The 17,306-nt window shown below is 50.5% G+C and carries 16 protein-coding genes; 1 reads left to right on the plus strand and 15 read right to left on the minus strand.

What is annotated here, in order from left to right:
- Window positions 1-194: 194 nt before the first annotated feature.
- From G358_RS0125690 to G358_RS0125705, 4 genes are all read right to left on the minus strand, one after another.
- A complete protein-coding gene (locus G358_RS0125690; protein WP_019640135.1) occupies window positions 195-1,238 on the minus strand; it encodes a DUF4850 domain-containing protein in 1,044 nt (347 codons plus the stop codon).
- 391 nt (window positions 1,239-1,629) lie between these two features.
- The gene (locus G358_RS0125695) at window positions 1,630-2,454 is read right to left on the minus strand and encodes an alpha/beta hydrolase (protein WP_019640136.1); all 825 of its coding nucleotides are present in this window, start codon (window positions 2,452-2,454) and stop codon (window positions 1,630-1,632) included.
- Entirely contained in the window at window positions 2,451-3,503 is a 1,053-nt protein-coding gene (locus G358_RS0125700) for an ABC transporter substrate-binding protein (protein ID WP_019640137.1), read from the minus strand. Before G358_RS0125700 ends, G358_RS0125695 begins: the two co-directional genes overlap by 4 nt.
- A gap of 42 nt (window positions 3,504-3,545) precedes the next feature.
- On the minus strand, window positions 3,546-4,751 hold the full coding sequence (locus G358_RS0125705; protein WP_019640138.1) for an AraC family transcriptional regulator: 1,206 nt from the start codon (window positions 4,749-4,751) through the stop codon (window positions 3,546-3,548).
- A gap of 313 nt (window positions 4,752-5,064) precedes the next feature.
- Between G358_RS0125705 and G358_RS0125715 the strand changes: the two genes are divergently transcribed.
- Complete coding sequence (locus G358_RS0125715; protein ID WP_019640140.1) at window positions 5,065-5,802, plus strand: helix-turn-helix transcriptional regulator; 738 nt, start codon at window positions 5,065-5,067, stop codon at window positions 5,800-5,802.
- A gap of 298 nt (window positions 5,803-6,100) precedes the next feature.
- Here G358_RS0125715 and G358_RS0125720 read toward each other — a convergent pair whose 3' ends face one another.
- The 11 genes from G358_RS0125720 to G358_RS0125780 all read right to left on the minus strand — a co-directional run bounded on the left by G358_RS0125720 (window position 6,101) and on the right by G358_RS0125780 (window position 17,293).
- A complete protein-coding gene (locus G358_RS0125720) occupies window positions 6,101-7,438 on the minus strand; it encodes an amino acid permease (protein WP_019640142.1) in 1,338 nt (445 codons plus the stop codon).
- Window positions 7,439-7,598: 160 nt separating this feature from the next.
- Entirely contained in the window at window positions 7,599-9,044 is a 1,446-nt protein-coding gene (locus tag G358_RS0125725; protein WP_019640143.1) for an ABC transporter substrate-binding protein, read from the minus strand.
- 116 nt (window positions 9,045-9,160) lie between these two features.
- The gene (locus G358_RS0125730) at window positions 9,161-10,027 is read right to left on the minus strand and encodes a carbohydrate ABC transporter permease (protein WP_019640144.1); all 867 of its coding nucleotides are present in this window, start codon (window positions 10,025-10,027) and stop codon (window positions 9,161-9,163) included.
- Window position 10,028: 1 nt separating this feature from the next.
- Window positions 10,029-10,868 carry a carbohydrate ABC transporter permease gene (locus G358_RS0125735; RefSeq protein WP_033404524.1) on the minus strand — a complete coding sequence of 280 codons (840 nt, stop codon included), beginning with the start codon at window positions 10,866-10,868 and terminating at the stop codon, window positions 10,029-10,031.
- Window positions 10,869-10,986: 118 nt separating this feature from the next.
- Entirely contained in the window at window positions 10,987-12,321 is a 1,335-nt protein-coding gene (locus G358_RS0125740) for a response regulator (protein ID WP_019640146.1), read from the minus strand.
- Window positions 12,322-12,657: 336 nt separating this feature from the next.
- Window positions 12,658-14,499, minus strand: a complete 1,842-nt coding sequence (locus G358_RS0125750; protein WP_051107735.1) for a sensor histidine kinase — start codon at window positions 14,497-14,499, stop codon at window positions 12,658-12,660.
- 1,005 nt (window positions 14,500-15,504) lie between these two features.
- Window positions 15,505-15,639 (minus strand): hypothetical protein, encoded by a 135-nt coding sequence (locus tag G358_RS34320; protein WP_019640149.1) that lies wholly within the window; start codon window positions 15,637-15,639, stop codon window positions 15,505-15,507.
- A 9-nt stretch (window positions 15,640-15,648) separates the two neighbouring features.
- Entirely contained in the window at window positions 15,649-15,771 is a 123-nt protein-coding gene (locus G358_RS34325; RefSeq protein ID WP_019640150.1) for a hypothetical protein, read from the minus strand.
- Window positions 15,768-16,076 (minus strand): hypothetical protein, encoded by a 309-nt coding sequence (locus G358_RS31955; RefSeq protein ID WP_026342471.1) that lies wholly within the window; start codon window positions 16,074-16,076, stop codon window positions 15,768-15,770. Before G358_RS31955 ends, G358_RS34325 begins: the two co-directional genes overlap by 4 nt.
- Entirely contained in the window at window positions 16,036-16,512 is a 477-nt protein-coding gene (locus tag G358_RS31960) for a hypothetical protein (RefSeq protein ID WP_026342472.1), read from the minus strand. The genes G358_RS31955 and G358_RS31960 overlap by 41 nt, the downstream gene beginning before the upstream one ends.
- A 154-nt stretch (window positions 16,513-16,666) precedes the next feature.
- Window positions 16,667-17,293 carry a LysE family transporter gene (locus tag G358_RS0125780; RefSeq protein ID WP_019640151.1) on the minus strand — a complete coding sequence of 209 codons (627 nt, stop codon included), beginning with the start codon at window positions 17,291-17,293 and terminating at the stop codon, window positions 16,667-16,669.
- Between the last annotated feature and the right edge of the window lie 13 nt (window positions 17,294-17,306).

Consider the following 17,306-nt stretch of genomic DNA (forward strand, 5'->3'; position numbering starts at 1 on the left):
TTTGACATGATGTTGAATAGAGTCTCGATAAAATTCGGGACTCTTTTTTTGTTTTAGGGATGATCCTACACGTTTATTACACATTTCCCGATATTCATCAAATATCATAATACCCCTTAATATTGCTCAATATCTCTTTATTACTAGATATCCCTTAACACTCCTTAATGCTCCTACATATATCGCAAAGCCCTCTATTCCTCTATAATCAGCGCTCCGTGATGCGTCCTGAAGAAATCAAGCACGATTTTCAGTTGATCGTCATGAATATGCTTTTCTTGCAGCAGCGTAAATTCCAACTCGCGGAAGAGATATCCTTCGGCAGCTTCTTCGTAATAGACCACGCCAGTGTGAGAAATGCCTTCCTTGAGTCCGGTCGTGTACACTGCTGTTCTGGCGTCTTGCCCCGTAGTTCCTTGCTGAGTCCACTCTGCAAATGACAGCGGCTCAAACACCGTGAAGCCTTGCTCATCCGCCCACTTTGCCCGATCAGGAAAATAGGTGCCTATGCTGTTAATAGCGCAGCCTTGGCAAGAACCTGCAGTGTCGGAATACGTCAACGTTTGCACCGGATATTCGCGGTCACTCAAGGTTACTCCATAAGAGCCATTTGCGCCTACGGCGGCAGAGGCGTTCCATCCGGCTGGAGCAAGCAATAGATATCCGCCAGGCATGTCCGAACGGTAAACTAGCACCGCTTGCAGCCTTTCCTGCATTTCCGGCGGTATTTTATAACTCATAGCAGGCGGTTTGGGCGGCTTGGGCGGCTTGGTAAAAGTTGCTGCCCCATCGTCCAGACTGAGTTCAGCTTTCACCACTTGCAGCGGAAGCAGCACCTTGTCTCCATTTGTGCCAGGGAACATGATCGTAGCAGGTTGCGGCAGTGCCGAATTCTTCGTCTCGCTCCCATTCTCCGCAGCTGGTCGCTGGACTACAGCTGGGTCGGCATCTTCAGCCGAAACCGCGGTTGGGTCAGCAGTTTCAGCAGAGACCGCAGTCGGGTCAGCAGCCTCAGCCCGGTCTGCCGTCAGAGACGAAGACGCCGTTTCCTTTACAGCCTGCTGCTCCTGCGCTTGCCCCAAGGGTTGACAGCCGCCAAGAAGCAAAATCCCCGCCAACATAAAAAATACACCGCCAAAAACGGACACAACGTGCAGACGGTCTTTTAAGCTTGATGCGGTGTTCTGAAGATGACGTATCTGCATCGATTTAACCGATTTCAGTGGATCATTGCTCATTATCGTGACAACCCCTGCTTCATAATATATTTAATTTAAAATCTTGCACAGCTTTTAATGGCGGCCCGCTCTGCTCGCTGTAATCCGCTCCCTCTATGCCAAATCGCTGATCTTATTATAAAGGAAATATTGGAAAAAGTGAGGCCTTATCATTAATTTCGTTATCCTGCTAATAACGTCATCCTGCATCAAAAAACTGACCGGGCGCTAAGCACCCGGCCTCTACAATTGTTCCGAAATTCTCAATTCTCAATACACTATGATACATAACAGGTTGCTCCATGAGCATAGCATTGTTGTTCCATAATTCATAACAGGTTGTTCCATAATTCCTATAACAAGCTGTTCCACGACGATCCATAACAACCTGTCCCATCATCCCGGTAACAAGCTATTTCTGCGGCTTCTTCTCCAGAGCGAACTTCACCAGTCGGCTAATCGCAGCCGGCAGCACGCTCACATGACCCTCTTCAGGAAACTTTGCCAGTCTAACATCGAACCCGGCAACTGTGAGCTGAAGCTCACGGACCAACTGCTCCGCATCCTTCACCATATCATTAAGCTCCTCGCCGCCAATAGTCACTAACAAGCGAGGCTGACAAGCACCCTCCTGCTCCCTAAGCTTATCCACAAAGGGAGCCTTCTGCTTAAGCACCTCATGGGCGCCCCACCAAATCGACGGGCTGCCTGCGACATAATTTTGGAACGTCTGCGGCCGGGAGAACAAAGCATGAAGGACGAACAAGCCGCCAAGGGAATGGCCGAATATCGTCTGCCGGGTTTGATCGACAGGAAGCTCCGCCGCAATAAGCGGTTTAAGATCATGCTCAATAAAGTCAAGAAATTGATCTGCCCCGCCGTGTTCCGGCCACTCTTCCCCATTCGGCCGAGCGCGCAGCGAGTCTTTTTGCGCCGGTATCGTCATATCATAACAGCGCCGCGTCATATCAAAAGGCTCTCTCGAAGGATAGCCGATTGCTACCACAACGGCCGGATCAAAGCCATGAGGCTTGCGCGTCTGCAGACGTACCGTTTCCGCCAGCGTGTTGAATACAGCATCCCCGTCCAGTGCGTAAATAACGGGATATCCTCCCTCAGGAGGAGCCTCTTTGGGCCGTGAAATTAATATCCGGTACGCTAAATTTCCTGCGCTTGAATGAATGAGTCGTTCTTCACAATTAGCAACGTAATATTTTACAGCGCTTGTTTCAATCATGGTGCTAGCAGCTCCACAACATCATCCATAATTTTCTCATACGCTATCAAGCCGCCGCCAAACCAATATTCCGTATTCACCTCATAGACATGCCCGTTCTTGACTGCATCCAGCCCCTTCCAAATACTGCTTTCGGTCAGCTCTTTGACAAAAGCATCGCCTGTCCCTCCATCGTTCGCCAGAAAAATATAATCGGCGCCCAGCTCCGGCAAAATTTCGAGGGAAAGGTTGGCGCTGTTCGCGTCCTCTACCAGTTTGCTCTTAGCGAGCCCCAGTTCATGCGCCAGGACGTAACCGCCGAAATATTCTCCCCCCATAACAAACATCCCTTTGCCATTTAAACGGATGATCGCAGCGGTCTTCCCTTCGATGACAGGAGCCAGTTTGGCCTTCGTATCCGTAACCTTCTGCTGATAGGCCTGCAATGCTTGTTCCGCTTCCACTGATTTCCCCAGAAGTTCGGCTAGCTGCCTAACCGAGCTTTCCACGTCGCCTGCGGCATTTTTGAACACGTAAGTAGGGGCGATCTGTGAATAGTTCTCATAAACTCCGTTTTGAGCGTAAGAGGCATTATGCAGTACGATCAGATCCGGCTCAAAAGACATGACGGCCTCAGCCGAAGGCGGCAATCCGGAAACAAAATTTATCGCAGGCACGTCCGGCATCCGATCCTTTAAATGCTCCTGCAGCTTGCTGCCATTTGACCACTGCGCTACAGGCTGAACCCCCAGCACAAGCAGTGAATCCTCCATATAAGGAGCAAACACGCGCGTTGGAGCTTCAGATATAGTCACTTCATTTCCTAATTCATCCTTCACGGTGACAGGAGTGAAGCTTTCACTTTGCTTCTCTTCAGCTTGACCGGATGACTCGTTGTCTTTGTCTTTGTCTTGTTTACCTGCCTCGGTGGAATTGGCCGCGGCTGGCTCTACTGTAGATGCCGATTTGGAACCGCAGCCGGTCAGCAGGCTCATGACGAGCAGAAGCGCCAGCAGTGCTATCCTCCCAGGCTTCAACACTCTCCCCCATGGTGATAATAATTGATGCATCCTAAACCTCCTCCTAGTGATAACCTTTCTCATTTAGAAGGATTATAAGTCATGGACATATGATCTGCCATGGACATGATCCAGAAGCGAACCTGGACAATATCCTGTAAACATCAACAACATTTCATCGAGAATCCGGTTCACGGCGACGGCCGAATATTCAAACCAGGGATCGGATGGAATGAGATAAACATATCCTTTGCGAACCGCTTTGAGCTGGAGCCATTTCTTATTATGCTGCAGCGACAGCCAGTAAGCCCGTGTTGCCGTCTCCGGGCATACAAAGAGCATAATCCGGTCCGGATCGAGCTCATACAACTGCTCCATGCTTAGCTCCTCATTGCAAAAACCTGCTCTATCGCACGAAACGGACAAATTGATATTTAAATCCTCACAGAGTACATCATGAATGCCCTGGTTACAATAGGCATGCATCGCTCGCCCATATAAGCGGAGCGCGAGGCAGACGTCTTGACCAATGACTTTCTCTAACTGCATGCGCGACTTTTCCGCCTTTTGGCGGTAGGCGTCAAGCCATGCCTCACATTGCTTTTCCCGTCCGAGAAATGAAGCGATCTGTTCTAACTGCTTATGCCAGCTCGTCTGTCCCTCCGGAACGAAAAACGGCAGCGCACTGTTCCCCAGCTTCTCCTTTAACTGTTCAGGCAGAGGCTGATGGCTTATTACAACATCGGGGCACGATTGAATCAGTTTGCTCCACTCCCCTTGCTGCATTTCCGTAAGCTGAAGGGGCGCGGCAACTTGCGAATAATACCGGTTGTAATAATAAGGCGTCCACTTTGAATCGAGCGGTGCGGCAACAGGAACGACGTCAAGGGCCAGCAACTGACCAAACGCAGAGGCGGAAGCCGCCGCGATGCGCTTTCGGGGATTTCGGGTATAAGCTGTGGGGGATACGCCAACTTTCTGCTTAAATTTGCGGCTAAAATAAAACTCGTCACTATAGCCTACTTTTTGCGCTATTTCCTTATGTAAATAATCAGTTTCACATAAATACCGCTTAGCGCGATTAATGCGGAGATCGGTCAAAAAGTCCATGGCGCTTTGCCCATATGTTTTCTTGAATAAGTCGACGAAATACTTAGGACTAAGCCCTGCCATATTGGCCAATTGCCCAATAGACAGCGGCTTGTCATAATGCTCTATCATAAAATCACGGATGTCCGCCAATGGATTACGGTGAGATTTATCCGGCAAGGAAACCGAATTTTTTGAATCGTTCCTCATCTCATCTCTTCTCTCCTCTATTTTTGCAGCTCCCTGCATGCCAACAGGCATAACCTTGATGACCGGCATTGATCAGCACAATGATCATGGGTCGCGGCAATAACAACATGAGCCGGTAATGATAATAGTAATGATAATGATTATCATTATTGATAATAGCACTTTCTACGCTTATTATAAAGAGGCGCTGCTCTAATAGTTTTACTAAAATGGCATTTTCTTTGCCTTGCATTCAAAATTTATGTCCAATCACCCGATAAATAAGAGAGAGCTTGAATTTTTAAAGCGAAAGGCAGTAAGGGGGTTACGCATAATGTCAGAAAAAATACATACTTTACAACGGCAATCCTCGCAATCAGCCGCTATATTTACATCCAAACAGCAGTTTGAGCAGATTAAGCACAGCAATCAATCCTTAATCACTATTTTTAAAGAATGTATTTCGAACATTAAGGAGCATTTATCGGGTACATTCTTATTTTTGCTGACAGATGCAGATGGCGTGCTGCTATCCATGGATTATTGTGAAAATCTTAAGGAAGTCGTCATCCAATCTCAGATGCGTTTAGGCATGTATTTTACCGAGGAAAGCTGCGGGGTGAATGCCATTTCCGAAGCGATGGCGCGCCGCAGTCCAATCTATTTGCCTCCGGATGAGCATGAAAGCCCTTTTTTTAAAAATTGGCATTGCTTCTCCACACCATTGATGCTAGGTCCCCGGACAATAGGCTACCTTGACGTCTCCACGATCAACGCGAATATGAAGAGCGAGTTGATCGCCATTGCCAAGCTGATTCCGGGAAATATGCTCAGCCATATGCAAAATCAGTCCGAAATCCGGTCTGTAGAGGAACGTCCCGTGCAGTTGACGGAACGCCAATTAAACGTGCTTCAGCTGATTTCTCAAGGCCAGACAGTCAAGTCAATCGCCATAAAGCTGAATATTAAAGAATGTACAGTGAATCATCACAAAAAGAAAATATTTGAGAAGTTCGGTGTGCAATCGAGTGCTGAAGCTGTATCGATCGCCAGCCGCATGTCCTATTTGTAGCCTGTTTGTAGCCTGCCTAATTAAAACCTATACATTCCTATAGGTGAAGTAAACATTAATCTGTGCTACACTTTTAATAAATACCTGTAGATTAGCATTACCCTAACTCAACAACATAATAGCCCTAGCCCATTAAGGGAATATGATGTTCTCCATGCACGGCTGAGTAAGCGGGGATGGGTTCACCGTTAATTTAGCCAACACCAGCAGGCATCATAGGGTGACCCAAAGAAGAGGCAGCGATACACGCTGCCTCTTCTTTCTTGTTCAATGGCTTCTTGCCTTCTTTCTCGTTCAATTAATTGCCTGCCGGCTTCTTGCCCGTTTGCCATATCCGTCTCATAAACAAGGTTATTCCACCAATCAGCACAACAACCCCTAGACTAATCCATAGCCCTGGCCGGCTCTTGTCATGAAACATCGTGCCGCTTACCGCCAGCAAAATGATGCCCGTACTGCTCCAGCGCTTGACCTGCTCCCATCCGCCAAACTCCAGCAGCCTACCCGATGTAAAGAGAATGAAAATCCAATTGTACATCAACATAAGCCCCGCTGCCGTTGTTACGTATTCATACATCTTCTCCGGCAGGAGAAGGGCTAACAGAATGGAGCCGCCAAGGGCAACGGCTGTAACCCCGATCGCGTAATAAGGAGTTTTCTTCTTCCCGCGGCTTACCTTGGCGAACAGTGGCGGAGCGTCCTTGTTTTTGGCCAGCGTCACCAGAATCGTAATGACGGCGAACAGTGATGCAACCATCGTGGAAAATCCGGCAATAATGAAAATCCCATTAAAAAAATGAGGCACAAAACTTAAGCCGTACCCTTTTAGTGCTATGACAAACGGACTTTCCTTCGCCCCCATCGTTTTCCAGGGCACCAGGCTTAAAGCCGCCACCAGCGAAGCGATGTACAGGATGGCTAATGTTCCGATCATCCAGCGCCCTGCCTTTGGAGCTTCCTCCGGGTTCTTTAACCGGATTGCCAGCATCCCCATGACCTCGATGCCGCCGAATGCGTAAAAGGCATAAATAAGGCTGGACCATCCGCCGATCGCTCCTGTCGGAAAGAGAGGCACTGGCCAGCTTGGCGCATGCTTGCCGCCGCCGAGCCAGCCCAGAAGGGCGGAGCCGGCCAATACCAGAAATGCAATGATTGCCGCTAGCTTGACTACCGCAAACAAATGCTCCGCCCGTTCAAAGCCTTTTGTCCCCAAAATGATAATAAATAAACCAAGCACCGCATATACCGAGGCGAATACCCACATCGGGACTCCCGGGAACCATAGCCGGGTGAACAGGGATAAGGCCGCCATTTGGCTCCCCATAATGAGAACCTCCGAAGAGAAATACACCCAGCCGCTGCTGAAGCCGGCCCAGCGTCCAAAGGCATTGCGCGCATATACGCAAAATGAGCCTTCCTGAGGGTCTTTCGAGGACATTTTTGCAAGCACGTCAAAAACGACGAATGTTCCGGCCGCAGCTAGAATAAACGCCAGAATAATAGCGGGCCCGCCGATTTGTATACCCACGCCTGTCCCAAGAAAATATCCCGTCCCGATCGTGCAAGCGACCCCCATCAAGGACAGTTGCCACCACTTCATCAGCTTGTCCTTCGCATCTTTGCTTGTTTCATCCAACGCACCGGACTCCCTTATCCATATATTTGCACATAGTTATGGTTTATTGTGCTGACAAAGGAGTGTAAATATTCAGGCGGCCACCTGACGCAGCGGCGGTATGCCAAGAAAGCGGCTCAGCGGCTCCGCAATTACGGAGCCGCCTTTAAGCAGCCACCTGCTATTTTTGCTCGATTTTATCGAAATAGTTCTCTTGCACAAACTTCGCGGCGGCATCGAGCTGCTTCTTGGAATCCGTTCCTTTCTTCGAGAACGATTCCTGCACGACATTGGACATTGTCGCATAATAGTCCTGCGTGCCAAACTGCGCTTCGGGTTTGCCTTCCAGCAGATTGAACAGCTCTGGATCATACTTGTACACGTTGTCGTATTTTTCGTAAATTGCCTTCACTTTGGCCGCATACTCGGAATCGTCGCTGAAATACTCCAGCGGCGTCGGAACAAAATACTTGCCCTCCGCTTTGCGGGCCTGGATCGTATCCTCCACGGACTTCAGCGCTTCATCGGTAAAATAGTCGAACGTGATGTACCGGAAAGCCATCTCCTGTTCATCTTTCGTCGCGTTTGGATTAATGACGAGATAATTGCCGCCTAGAATCCCGTAGTGCTTGCCGCCCTTCTCCGCGGCAGGCATTGGATATGCCACGACGTCCTCCGGCTTCATGCCGCCCTCATTTAACGCCGCCTGCAGCACGTCAAACGCACCGGCAATGACCATTGCCGTACGGCCCTGCTGGAAGGAGCTGACCGCATCGCCCCAGCCCAGTGCCCAGTCCTGCGGAATGGCGTTCGCTTCCCATCTCAGTTTCTTGTAGAAGTCCAACGCCTTCACACCGGCCTCAGAATTGAACACCGCCTTGACCTTGCCGTCCTCCACCGTCTCAATATCCCCGCCGGCTTCAAACAGGAAATTCGTCCAGTTCCAGCCGGCCTCATTCCCTTTGCCCATCGGCGCGATGCCGGAAATGCCTTTTTTCGGATCGGCAGCCGCCTTGGCCATTTCGTACATATCGTCCCAGGTCCAGTCCAGGGCAGGAAGCGTAATGCCCTTGTCCTCCACCAGCTTCTTGTTCACAACCGTTGAAGTAATATAACCGTTCTGCGTAACGCCGTAAATTTTGCCGTCCACATTAAACTGGCTTTGCAATACCTCATTCATCTGATCCTTGTATTCCCAGTTGTTCCACAGCTCTGTAATATCGGCCACCCAGCCGCGTTCAACGAGGAAATTCGCTTCGGTGGCCCAAGTGTTATAAAATGTCGGAGCCTCGTTGGCGGCCATTTTCACACCGATTTCATTCACGTCATAGGCCCAGTCGTCTTTAATAATCGTCACGTTCGGATATTTCGCCTGGAACCGGGCTATTTTATCGTCCTCCTGCTGTCTGAGCGTCGTTTCGTCCGGCAGCGGATAATGGACTTTAATCGTAATTTTCCGCGAGATGATGTCGTCGGCCGGCTCTTCGGCCTGCCCGGTATTGCTGCTGCCGCCCCCATTGCCGGCAGACCCTCCCTCTTCCTTGACCTTCGTACTGCCGCCGCTGCATGCCGCAAGCAGCGTTCCGGACAGCAGAAGGCATATCAGTACTGCTGAGAACTTGCGCATCGATACTCCCCTTTTCCTATTTGTTGTTGGTTGCATCTTTATCATAGAAGACGGCCGCTCCATGTACGATGTGCATTCATATGGCGATCATGTGCAGGGCTACGGAATCGCGCACACTACCCTTTAACCGCCGACAGACTGACACTGCGCATAATAAACTTCTGAAAGGCAAGGAAGACGAAAATGGGCGGAACCATGACCATAAACAAAATATTGAATTTAACGCTGCTGTCCAGCGACCTCGCGTTGATCACGTATTTGTAGATTGCGGTAGCTAATGTGTATTTGTCCTCCGTATGCATGACCAACGAGGGCCAGAACCAGTCGTTCCAGGCCGTGGAGAATATAAAGATCGCCAGCGTAGCGAAAATCGGCACAGACAGCGGCAATGCGATCCGTCCAAAACTGGTCAGCTCCGAGGCACCGTCGATCCGCGCCGCTTCGAAGATTTCCGGGTGGATGCCGTCGAAGAAATTTTTAATGAGCAGAAAATAGTACGCGCTCGCCCCGGCCGGAAGCCAGAATGCCCAGTATGTATTCAACAGACCGAGCTCCTTCAGATTCACGAAATTCGGAATCATGTAGCTGGCCGCCGGAATGAACAGCGTCATCAGGATGAAGAAATAAATCGCCCGGCTATACGGCACGCGTATGCGCGAAATGCTAAAGGCCGCGAGCCCCAGCAACAGTACAGTCATCACCAGGTTGCCGCCAAAGATCAGCAGCGTGTTTTTCAAAAACACAGGCAGCTTGATGTAGCTCCAGCCCTTCGCGAAATTCTCCCAGTGCCATTCCGTTGGAAAAAAGCGCGGAGGAAACGTATTGATCTCCTGATTCGTCTTCAGTCCGTTGAACATTGTCATAGCGATCGGGTACAGCATCGTGAACGCCATGACCGCAATACACAGCACCATCAGACCGTATACGGCTCTATTAAGCGGCTTCCGTAAATCGGCTGCCGATAGAATACCTCTCTCTTCCATCCTAATAATCCTCCCTGTTCAGCTTGTATTGCATGATACCGAGCACGCTCAGCACCAGGAACATCAATACGCCCAGCGCGGTTCCCGCCCCGTAATCAAGCTGCGTGAAGGCGTATTTCACTGTAAGCAGCGCATAGGTCAGCGTCGCCTTGTTCGGGCCGCCATCCAGCATGGCCAGCTGCGATTGATAGGCCTGGGAGGTGCCGATGAGCTGCAAAATCAGCATCAATACGATCAGATTCCGCATCGAGGGCAGCGTGATGTATTTTATCCGGTTCCAGACGCCGGCTCCGTCGATTTCCGCCGCCTCATACCAGTCCCTTGGAATACTCAGCACCCCAGCCAAGTAAATCAGCATCGCCGAACCGAATTGCTGCCAGGTCTCCATGACGACCAGCGAAACCATGGACCAGCTGCCATCGGAAATAAACGAAATCGGTTCTGCTCCAAACCAGCCCAGCAGCGCATTGATCGGACCGACCGGGTCATACATCCACCTCCACATCCCATATAGCACGACGCCAGGTACGACGAACGGCAAATAAGCGGCGATCCGCGCAAACCCTTGGAAGAACCGGAGCTCGGATATGGCGATCGAGGCCGCAATCGGCACCCAGAAGCCAATGACCAAAGTTAACAGCATGAAATAAAGCGTGTTGCGAACCGACAGGAGCACATCGGGATTGTTAAATATTTTGATATAGTTGTCGAAGCCGACAAAGGTGTTCCCTTTCACGAAATCGATATTATAGAAGCTGTACACGATGCCTTTTCCGATCGGTACCCACAAAAAAACGATAAATACCGCTATCGCCGGGACGAGAAACAAATACCCCCACATATATTTTTTCACGCGACTCCCTCACTCCTCTGTAATGTCTAACTTGGAACCTTTCTTTTATCTTAAAAAAACGAGGGGGCGCCGAACATGTGCAAAACTATGCGAACTATAGCCGTTCTTACTTCTTCAGCTCGCTTGGGCTGACACCGAAATATTTTTTGAAAATTTTGCTGAAATGCTCCGGGGATTCATAACCGACGCGCTCCGCAATTTCGTAGCGGCGAAGGTCGGTATTCAAAATGAGGGATTTACTCTCCTCCATACGCAGCTTGACCACGTATTCCCACAAATTGTGGCCGGTGTTCTTTTTGAACAAATAGCTAAGGTAATTGGGACTGACATGATTTTTCTTTGCGACTTCATGGATGGTCAGTCCCTTCTGATTGTAATTCGCTTCAATGTAAAGTCTGGCGCTTTCGACGATCCGGTTGCTTTGTGTCGTCAGCTCCTCGGCGGAAGGGTCTTTAGCGTAGTTATGCCAATTAAAATCGCCGTAATAGAACACATGATAATCCCCATGTCCTTCGCCCCACTGTATCGCTTTTCCGGCCTGCTGCGCCAGCACGGGCAAGAACTCCGCTCCCTTCAGAATTTGGCTGACACCAATCATGGTGGCCACACCCAAATATTTGTGAACATGATGGTGCAGGCTGCGGCCAATCATCTCAAGCTGATTGATTTTGTTGACGTCCAGTTCGGCGTATCCCTGCTCGTTCCATTGGAGCACCAGAGAGATTTCCCCTTCTGCGGTGCAGCAGGACAACGCATTCCATTCCTGGAAGAGCAGCTCCTTCGTCACATTTAGAGCCGCATATTCGAGCAGTTGGTGATCCCGGGCAGTATAAGCGCCATGATCTTTGACCGGCAAATCCAGCTTCAATTTCATCACGGCAAAATAAGGCCCCCGCAGACCCAGCTCTCCTTGCTGTACCACGGACTCATCCAAAGTCATGCCGGCCGCAGCGGGGACAGGGCCAGCCAGCAACCGCTTCAGCCCTTCGCTCTGCTTCGGCTCAAGCTCCTCCATTTGAAAGTGCTCTGCTTCCGGCGTCAAATAATCATGGATTGGCGGAAACGGCTTATCCATTTTGAGCAGAGCGTTCCGCACCGAATCGAGAAATTGCTCGCTATTCAACGGCTTGATCAGGTAGTCCTTCGCCCCCAGCCGAAGCGCCATCTGCGCATATTGAAACGTTTCATGGGCTGAAATAATAATCGTCTGGACCCAGGGTTTGATCAGTTTGGCTTGCTGCATCAGCTCGATGCCGCTCATTTCTCCCATCTGTATGTCCGTGACGAGCAAATCGATCTCTTCCATGCGAATATTGTCAAGCGCCTCCTGGCCGCTGTAGGCAGTATGCACCAAGCCCAGGTTCAGCCCGGATTCCTGCAGCAATCCCGCCAAGCCTTTGCAAATCAACGGTTCATCGTCAACGAGCAAAATGTTGTACATATGCACTCCCCCTGCCTGTGATGTTTCTTGTTACGCTTGCCTGCTATTTTGCTGTTACATTTGCTTGTTGCGTCTGTTTGTTGTTTCTGTTTGTTGTGTCTGCTTGTTCTGCCTGTTCGTTGTGTCTACTTGTTGTACCTGTTCGTTGTGTCTGCTTGTTGTACCTGTTCGTTGTGTCTGTTATGTTGTTGTTATTTGGATTGTTGCCATCTGCTTGCTGCCACTGCTTACTGTCGTTTACTTGTTGCCGTTTACTCGCTGCCATCTGCTTGCTACTTGCTACATCTAATTGCTATCTTCTGCTTGCTGCGCCTGATTGCTGTCTTCTCCTGCTTGCTACGTCAGTCGGCTATCATCGCCCGGTTCCTGCTGCTCACGTCCTTGGAATGTCTTCGGAAGATGCAGTGTCACCCTGGTGCCGCCTCCCGGGCGTCCGGCATAGCTCAATCCGAAAGACGCTCCGAAGTGCAGCTTGATGCGCTGGTTAATATTGCGAATCCCGTAACCAAACGACGGGTCAGGGTTCTCTTCATGCAGTTGACGATTGATCCTGTCATAGTCCACAGACTTATAACCGTTATCCTCAATGCGAATGAACAGATGCTCTTCATCTCCAGAGGCGCTGATCCATATTTCGCCGTCTTCTCCCATATGCCTCACCCCATGGATGATTGCGTTCTCGATAAGCGGCTGCAGCGTAATTTTGGGAATGGCTGCCGGAAGCAGCTCCGCCGGAATATCGATGCCAACGTGAAACTGATATTCGTACCGGTGCTGCTGCAGCTTGATATAGGCCGAGGCATGCTCCAGCTCTTCCTCCAGTGTAATCAGCTCCCTGCCCCGGCTCAGGCTGATCTTCATCAGCTTGGACAGCTCTTTGATCATTTCGGCGGAGGCCGTATTGCCCTCTAGTGTGCTTTTCCAATAAATGCTCTCTAGCGTGTTGTACAACAAATGCGGATTGATCTGCTGATACAGCAGCTGCAGTTGGCTTTCCTTCTGCTTCAAGTCCATCGCATATTTGTAATGCACTAGCGAATTCAGGCGCCGCGCCATGTCGTATATCGTATAAATCAGCACGCTGATCTCGTCGTTTCTCTTCATCCTCGGCGTTTCCGGGACAACGTTCCCGGGTTCGTATCTTCTTACGAAATACACCAGCCGCTGCAACGGCGTCATTAGTGAACGCCAGAAATACAGCAAAATAAACAGGCCAACCGCAAAATAAACGATTGAAATCAGCTGGATCACCTGTTTGATCTCGTTCTGCTGCTGGAGCAGTGCCTGCAAGGGGACCTTGTATACGAGCTTCTGCTGAAGAACGTAATTATAATTAATGACATAAATAAACTTGTCGGTAATGACATCCGTCACCCCGATCATCGCCTCGCCAGAATCAGCCTCCGCAGGCAAGCTCAGCACGGCCTCATGCCCAGGTGTGCTGGCCGCCAATATCCGGTTCTCCCCATCGGTAAAAAAGAGCTCCCCCTCCGGCAGCGATACCGTCCGCAGTGATTCGCCGATCCGGGCATCCAAGTTCGTCACCACCAGGACGCCGATCGTTCCATTTGTGTAAATACTATTTATGGCCCGGATATAGGCCAGTGTTTTTTGGCTGCTCTGCCCCCTTGTGGGCGGAGACAAATGCTCCACAAGCCGCAAATATCCGCGCCCCTTCTTCCCGATTGCCTCATCGAACCATTCCGGCTTCTCCGCGTCGTCAAAAAAATATACACCTGATTTGCGAGGCCCCGGATAGAAGGGAGCGAAGCTGTATGTAGTGTCAGGATCGTAAACGTACAGCGAATAATACAGCGGTTCACGTTCGTCACTGTCCTGGGAGTAAGAAGCCAGAACTTTCTCCAGGTTTTCGTAGTTTTTTACCCGTTCCAGCACCGTCTCCTCCCTTGAAACCGGATTCAATTTCTGCAGCAGCGCATTCTGGAATACGGTCGAGCTCACCTTGTTGATCGCTTCGATATCCCGGCTGATCAGCTTGAAGTTTTGCTTGTTCAGCTCGATGTAGGCGTTCGTCACATGCTGCTTCAATATTTGCCCAGCCCGGTAGTTGCCATAAGCGTTCAGGACAAATAACGGAATGATTGCGACCAGAAACAGCAAAATAAGCTGCCGCTTCACATTCATTCTGTAGAGCGGACTTTTTAGTCTTATTTTCACCTGCCATGCACCCCCGGCATCTCAACTATATCAATTGCGAAAACGGGCAAGTATGCGCATTTCTATGCACATCATGGGCATTTCTTCGATTCTGCTACCCGGTCCACGTCATAACACACGGCCAATTCGGTGGGTTCAAGTTTGGTTGCGGAAATACTGCAATAATGCAGAGTTTCTCCGAGTATCTCCATACAATTGGCCTGAATGATGCTAAAGCGCAAAATGATCACCTGCCTTCCTTCAAATTAGCCCTAGACTGGAACAATTCCTGCACATTCCTCACGCCCTCTAATAAAAGTGGAGTCTTTCCATCCAATAAACGTAACTGCTAGATGGTCATGATTAGGTAACTAAATGTATTTTATGCAGTTAGTTCATCGGTTTTTGCATTGTTAGGGGGAACTAACTGCAAAACCTACATTTAGTTTTAGGCGATTTCAACGAATGAGCTCCATTCAGGCCAACTAACTGCATCTTTTACATTTAATGCATGGATTTTTGATAAAAGAGCTTAACTAGATGTATAAAATACATTTAGCTTTTACAGACAATGGCCCTCCATTTGTGAGCAACCACACGGGGAGTATCATCCGGCAGCACTACATGCCGGGAGCGCACCCTGCAGCCCTCACCATGGACTCATCCTGCAACACTTCACCTTAGGCGCATCCTGGAGCACCTCGCCCCGGGCTCGTCTTGCAGCCCCACCGGGTGAGTGTAGTGCAGCAGGACGCGCCCGGCTAGCCTGCTGCCTGCCATCGGGCCCGAGGAACACTACTCACATCGGAGCATCCAGCTCCGATGTGCGCTATTCTGCTCCGGTGTGCGCTATTCTGCTGCAGAGCCCCCCGGTCCCCCGGGGAGCGCCAGCTTTTAACGCAGCCCTACCTGGCTGCGAAAGATCCAAGCGTTGTCCTCTCCCACTTTTCATGCTCACGCAAAAAAACAATCCTGCCCAAAAAGCAGGATCGCTAAAACGAATAAATTTAGTTTCGCTTGATTTGATTAAATTAGTTCATATAGTCCAGCAATTACGCGATCTGCCTGCTGCAAAATATCGTGGCTGTCGATCCCCACCACCTTGCAGCCAGCCGCCTTTCCCGCCTGCACTCCTGCAGCGGCATCCTCAATACAACGCATTCGGACGGCCTAAGCCCCAGCGCTTTGCTGCCCGTTCGTTCCATATTTTTTTCCTCGTCCGAGCGGCTTACGTCTTTTTCCCGCCAGATTTACCGTCAGCTTGTCCATAACCGTCCTTTGGCCTTGTTTCAAGCTAAGCAGAAGCTCCCGGCCGATAAAGCGCCCATCGCATGCGTTGCTCCCGTCGCCGCCGCGTCCTCTACCACATCGGTCGCCTCCAGCCGAAACCCGGAGAACAGGCGGTTCTTCGTCTGTACCGTCCGGCCAAGTATGGCGGTATTCCCATTCTGTTCGCCGCACCGCACCGCCTCCCAGTACATGCGCCCCTGATCTTCGTGCAGCACGGCAAAGTCCAGGCCCGCTATGACCCGGATCGTGCCGGAGAAATTCAGCGGCTCAAAGGTAATGCGCTGACAGCCCAGGTTCGATATGCGCATGCTGACAAAACAGCTCGAACGTCAATTTAAGCCTTTTGCCGTTAGCCAGATGCCATACCAATTCACGTTTATATATTCCGCTCCTGAAATCGAGCTCGCGCCGAAAGTTCGAGAACGCGCTCGCCGCCATGTCAAAGATCTCTCCGTCCGCCATAATCCGCGTATAGAGCCAATCCACCGCGTTGACCATGAAGCGCAGCGACTGGATGATCCCCTTGTAATGCGCCCCCACTTTGCTTTCTTCAAACAGCCCGTTAAAGTAACTGCCGAGAAGCGTGTCCCCGCGGTACCCTTCTTCCGGATACCCCCTGACCCCCATATATTCGTTGCCTAGTGAAAAAATCGATTCCGACACCCGGTTCCGCCCCGGATCAAAACCTTCCTCCACGACCTTCCACGGATCTACCGCCAAATATTTGTCCGCAATCTTTGGCATGCTTTCCCCCACTCCTTTGTGCTAATCTGTACGCGCTGCGCCCGATGCCGGGCCTTGCCCTTGCTTCTGTACCCAACGTTCATATCCAGATTAGCCAAAGAACCGAATACGCCAAATGTCCAGCTCTAAGAAGCTTATGTGCGTTTTAACGATGTTAACCGAACAGCTCAAGACAGGCCTGCCAACCGAAATAAAAGCCAAAGGCAATGAGCGACAGCCCGGAAAGCACGGAAATGCCCGTCAAAAGGCGCGGAGTCAACAGCCGGCGAAACCCGCTGGACATGGCCGCCATGGTCAAATCCCAAATCACCAGGCCCATTACGACTGCAGAAGTATAAAGGACGAGCTCCTTCGTGCCGTAGGTTTGAGCCGCCTTCGCCAAGATTGAGCCGTAAATCCCCAGCCAGAACATGATCGACAAAGGGTTGGAAATCGACAGGAAGAAGCCCGCCCCAAAGGATTTATATAGGGACTCCTGCCTGGCGTTCCGATATTCCGCTATCTCTCTCGCTCCCCTCAGCCCCTCCCAGCCGCTGTACAGGAGCACGAAGCTGCCGAACAGCCAAAGAAAGGTTTTTACGAAAGGAACCTGCAGGAAGTGAACCGTGCCGAAGTAAACGAGGCCGATAAATATAAAATCGGCGCACAAAGACCCGAGTCCCAGCACCCAGGAATTCCAAAAGCCGCCGCGAATCCCCCGGTCCATTTGTGCGGCATTAATGGGGCCGATCGGCGCAGCCAGCGACAATCCCAGTAAAAGATAGCTAACAAACAAACTCAAGCCTCATCCTCTC

This window comes from Paenibacillus fonticola DSM 21315, from assembly GCF_000381905.1.
GTDB classification, from domain to species: domain Bacteria; phylum Bacillota; class Bacilli; order Paenibacillales; family Paenibacillaceae; genus Fontibacillus; species Fontibacillus fonticola.

Excerpts from the sequence above, each read along its gene's own strand:
- G358_RS0125690 (WP_019640135.1), bottom strand. The coding sequence starts at position 1,238 with ATGAGCAATGATCCACTGAAATCGGTTAAATCGATGCAGATACGTCAT.
- G358_RS0125695 (WP_019640136.1), bottom strand. The coding sequence starts at position 2,454 with ATGATTGAAACAAGCGCTGTAAAATATTACGTTGCTAATTGTGAAGAA.
- G358_RS0125700 (WP_019640137.1), bottom strand. The coding sequence starts at position 3,503 with ATGCATCAATTATTATCACCATGGGGGAGAGTGTTGAAGCCTGGGAGG.
- G358_RS0125705 (WP_019640138.1), bottom strand. The coding sequence starts at position 4,751 with ATGAGGAACGATTCAAAAAATTCGGTTTCCTTGCCGGATAAATCTCAC.
- G358_RS0125715 (WP_019640140.1), top strand. The coding sequence starts at position 5,065 with ATGTCAGAAAAAATACATACTTTACAACGGCAATCCTCGCAATCAGCC.
- G358_RS0125725 (WP_019640143.1), bottom strand. The coding sequence starts at position 9,044 with ATGCGCAAGTTCTCAGCAGTACTGATATGCCTTCTGCTGTCCGGAACG.
- G358_RS0125730 (WP_019640144.1), bottom strand. The coding sequence starts at position 10,027 with ATGGAAGAGAGAGGTATTCTATCGGCAGCCGATTTACGGAAGCCGCTT.
- G358_RS0125735 (WP_033404524.1), bottom strand. The coding sequence starts at position 10,868 with ATGTGGGGGTATTTGTTTCTCGTCCCGGCGATAGCGGTATTTATCGTT.
- G358_RS0125740 (WP_019640146.1), bottom strand. The coding sequence starts at position 12,321 with ATGTACAACATTTTGCTCGTTGACGATGAACCGTTGATTTGCAAAGGC.
- G358_RS34320 (WP_019640149.1), bottom strand. The coding sequence starts at position 15,639 with ATGCGTTGTATTGAGGATGCCGCTGCAGGAGTGCAGGCGGGAAAGGCG.
- G358_RS31955 (WP_026342471.1), bottom strand. The coding sequence starts at position 16,076 with ATGCGCATATCGAACCTGGGCTGTCAGCGCATTACCTTTGAGCCGCTG.
- G358_RS31960 (WP_026342472.1), bottom strand. The coding sequence starts at position 16,512 with ATGCCAAAGATTGCGGACAAATATTTGGCGGTAGATCCGTGGAAGGTC.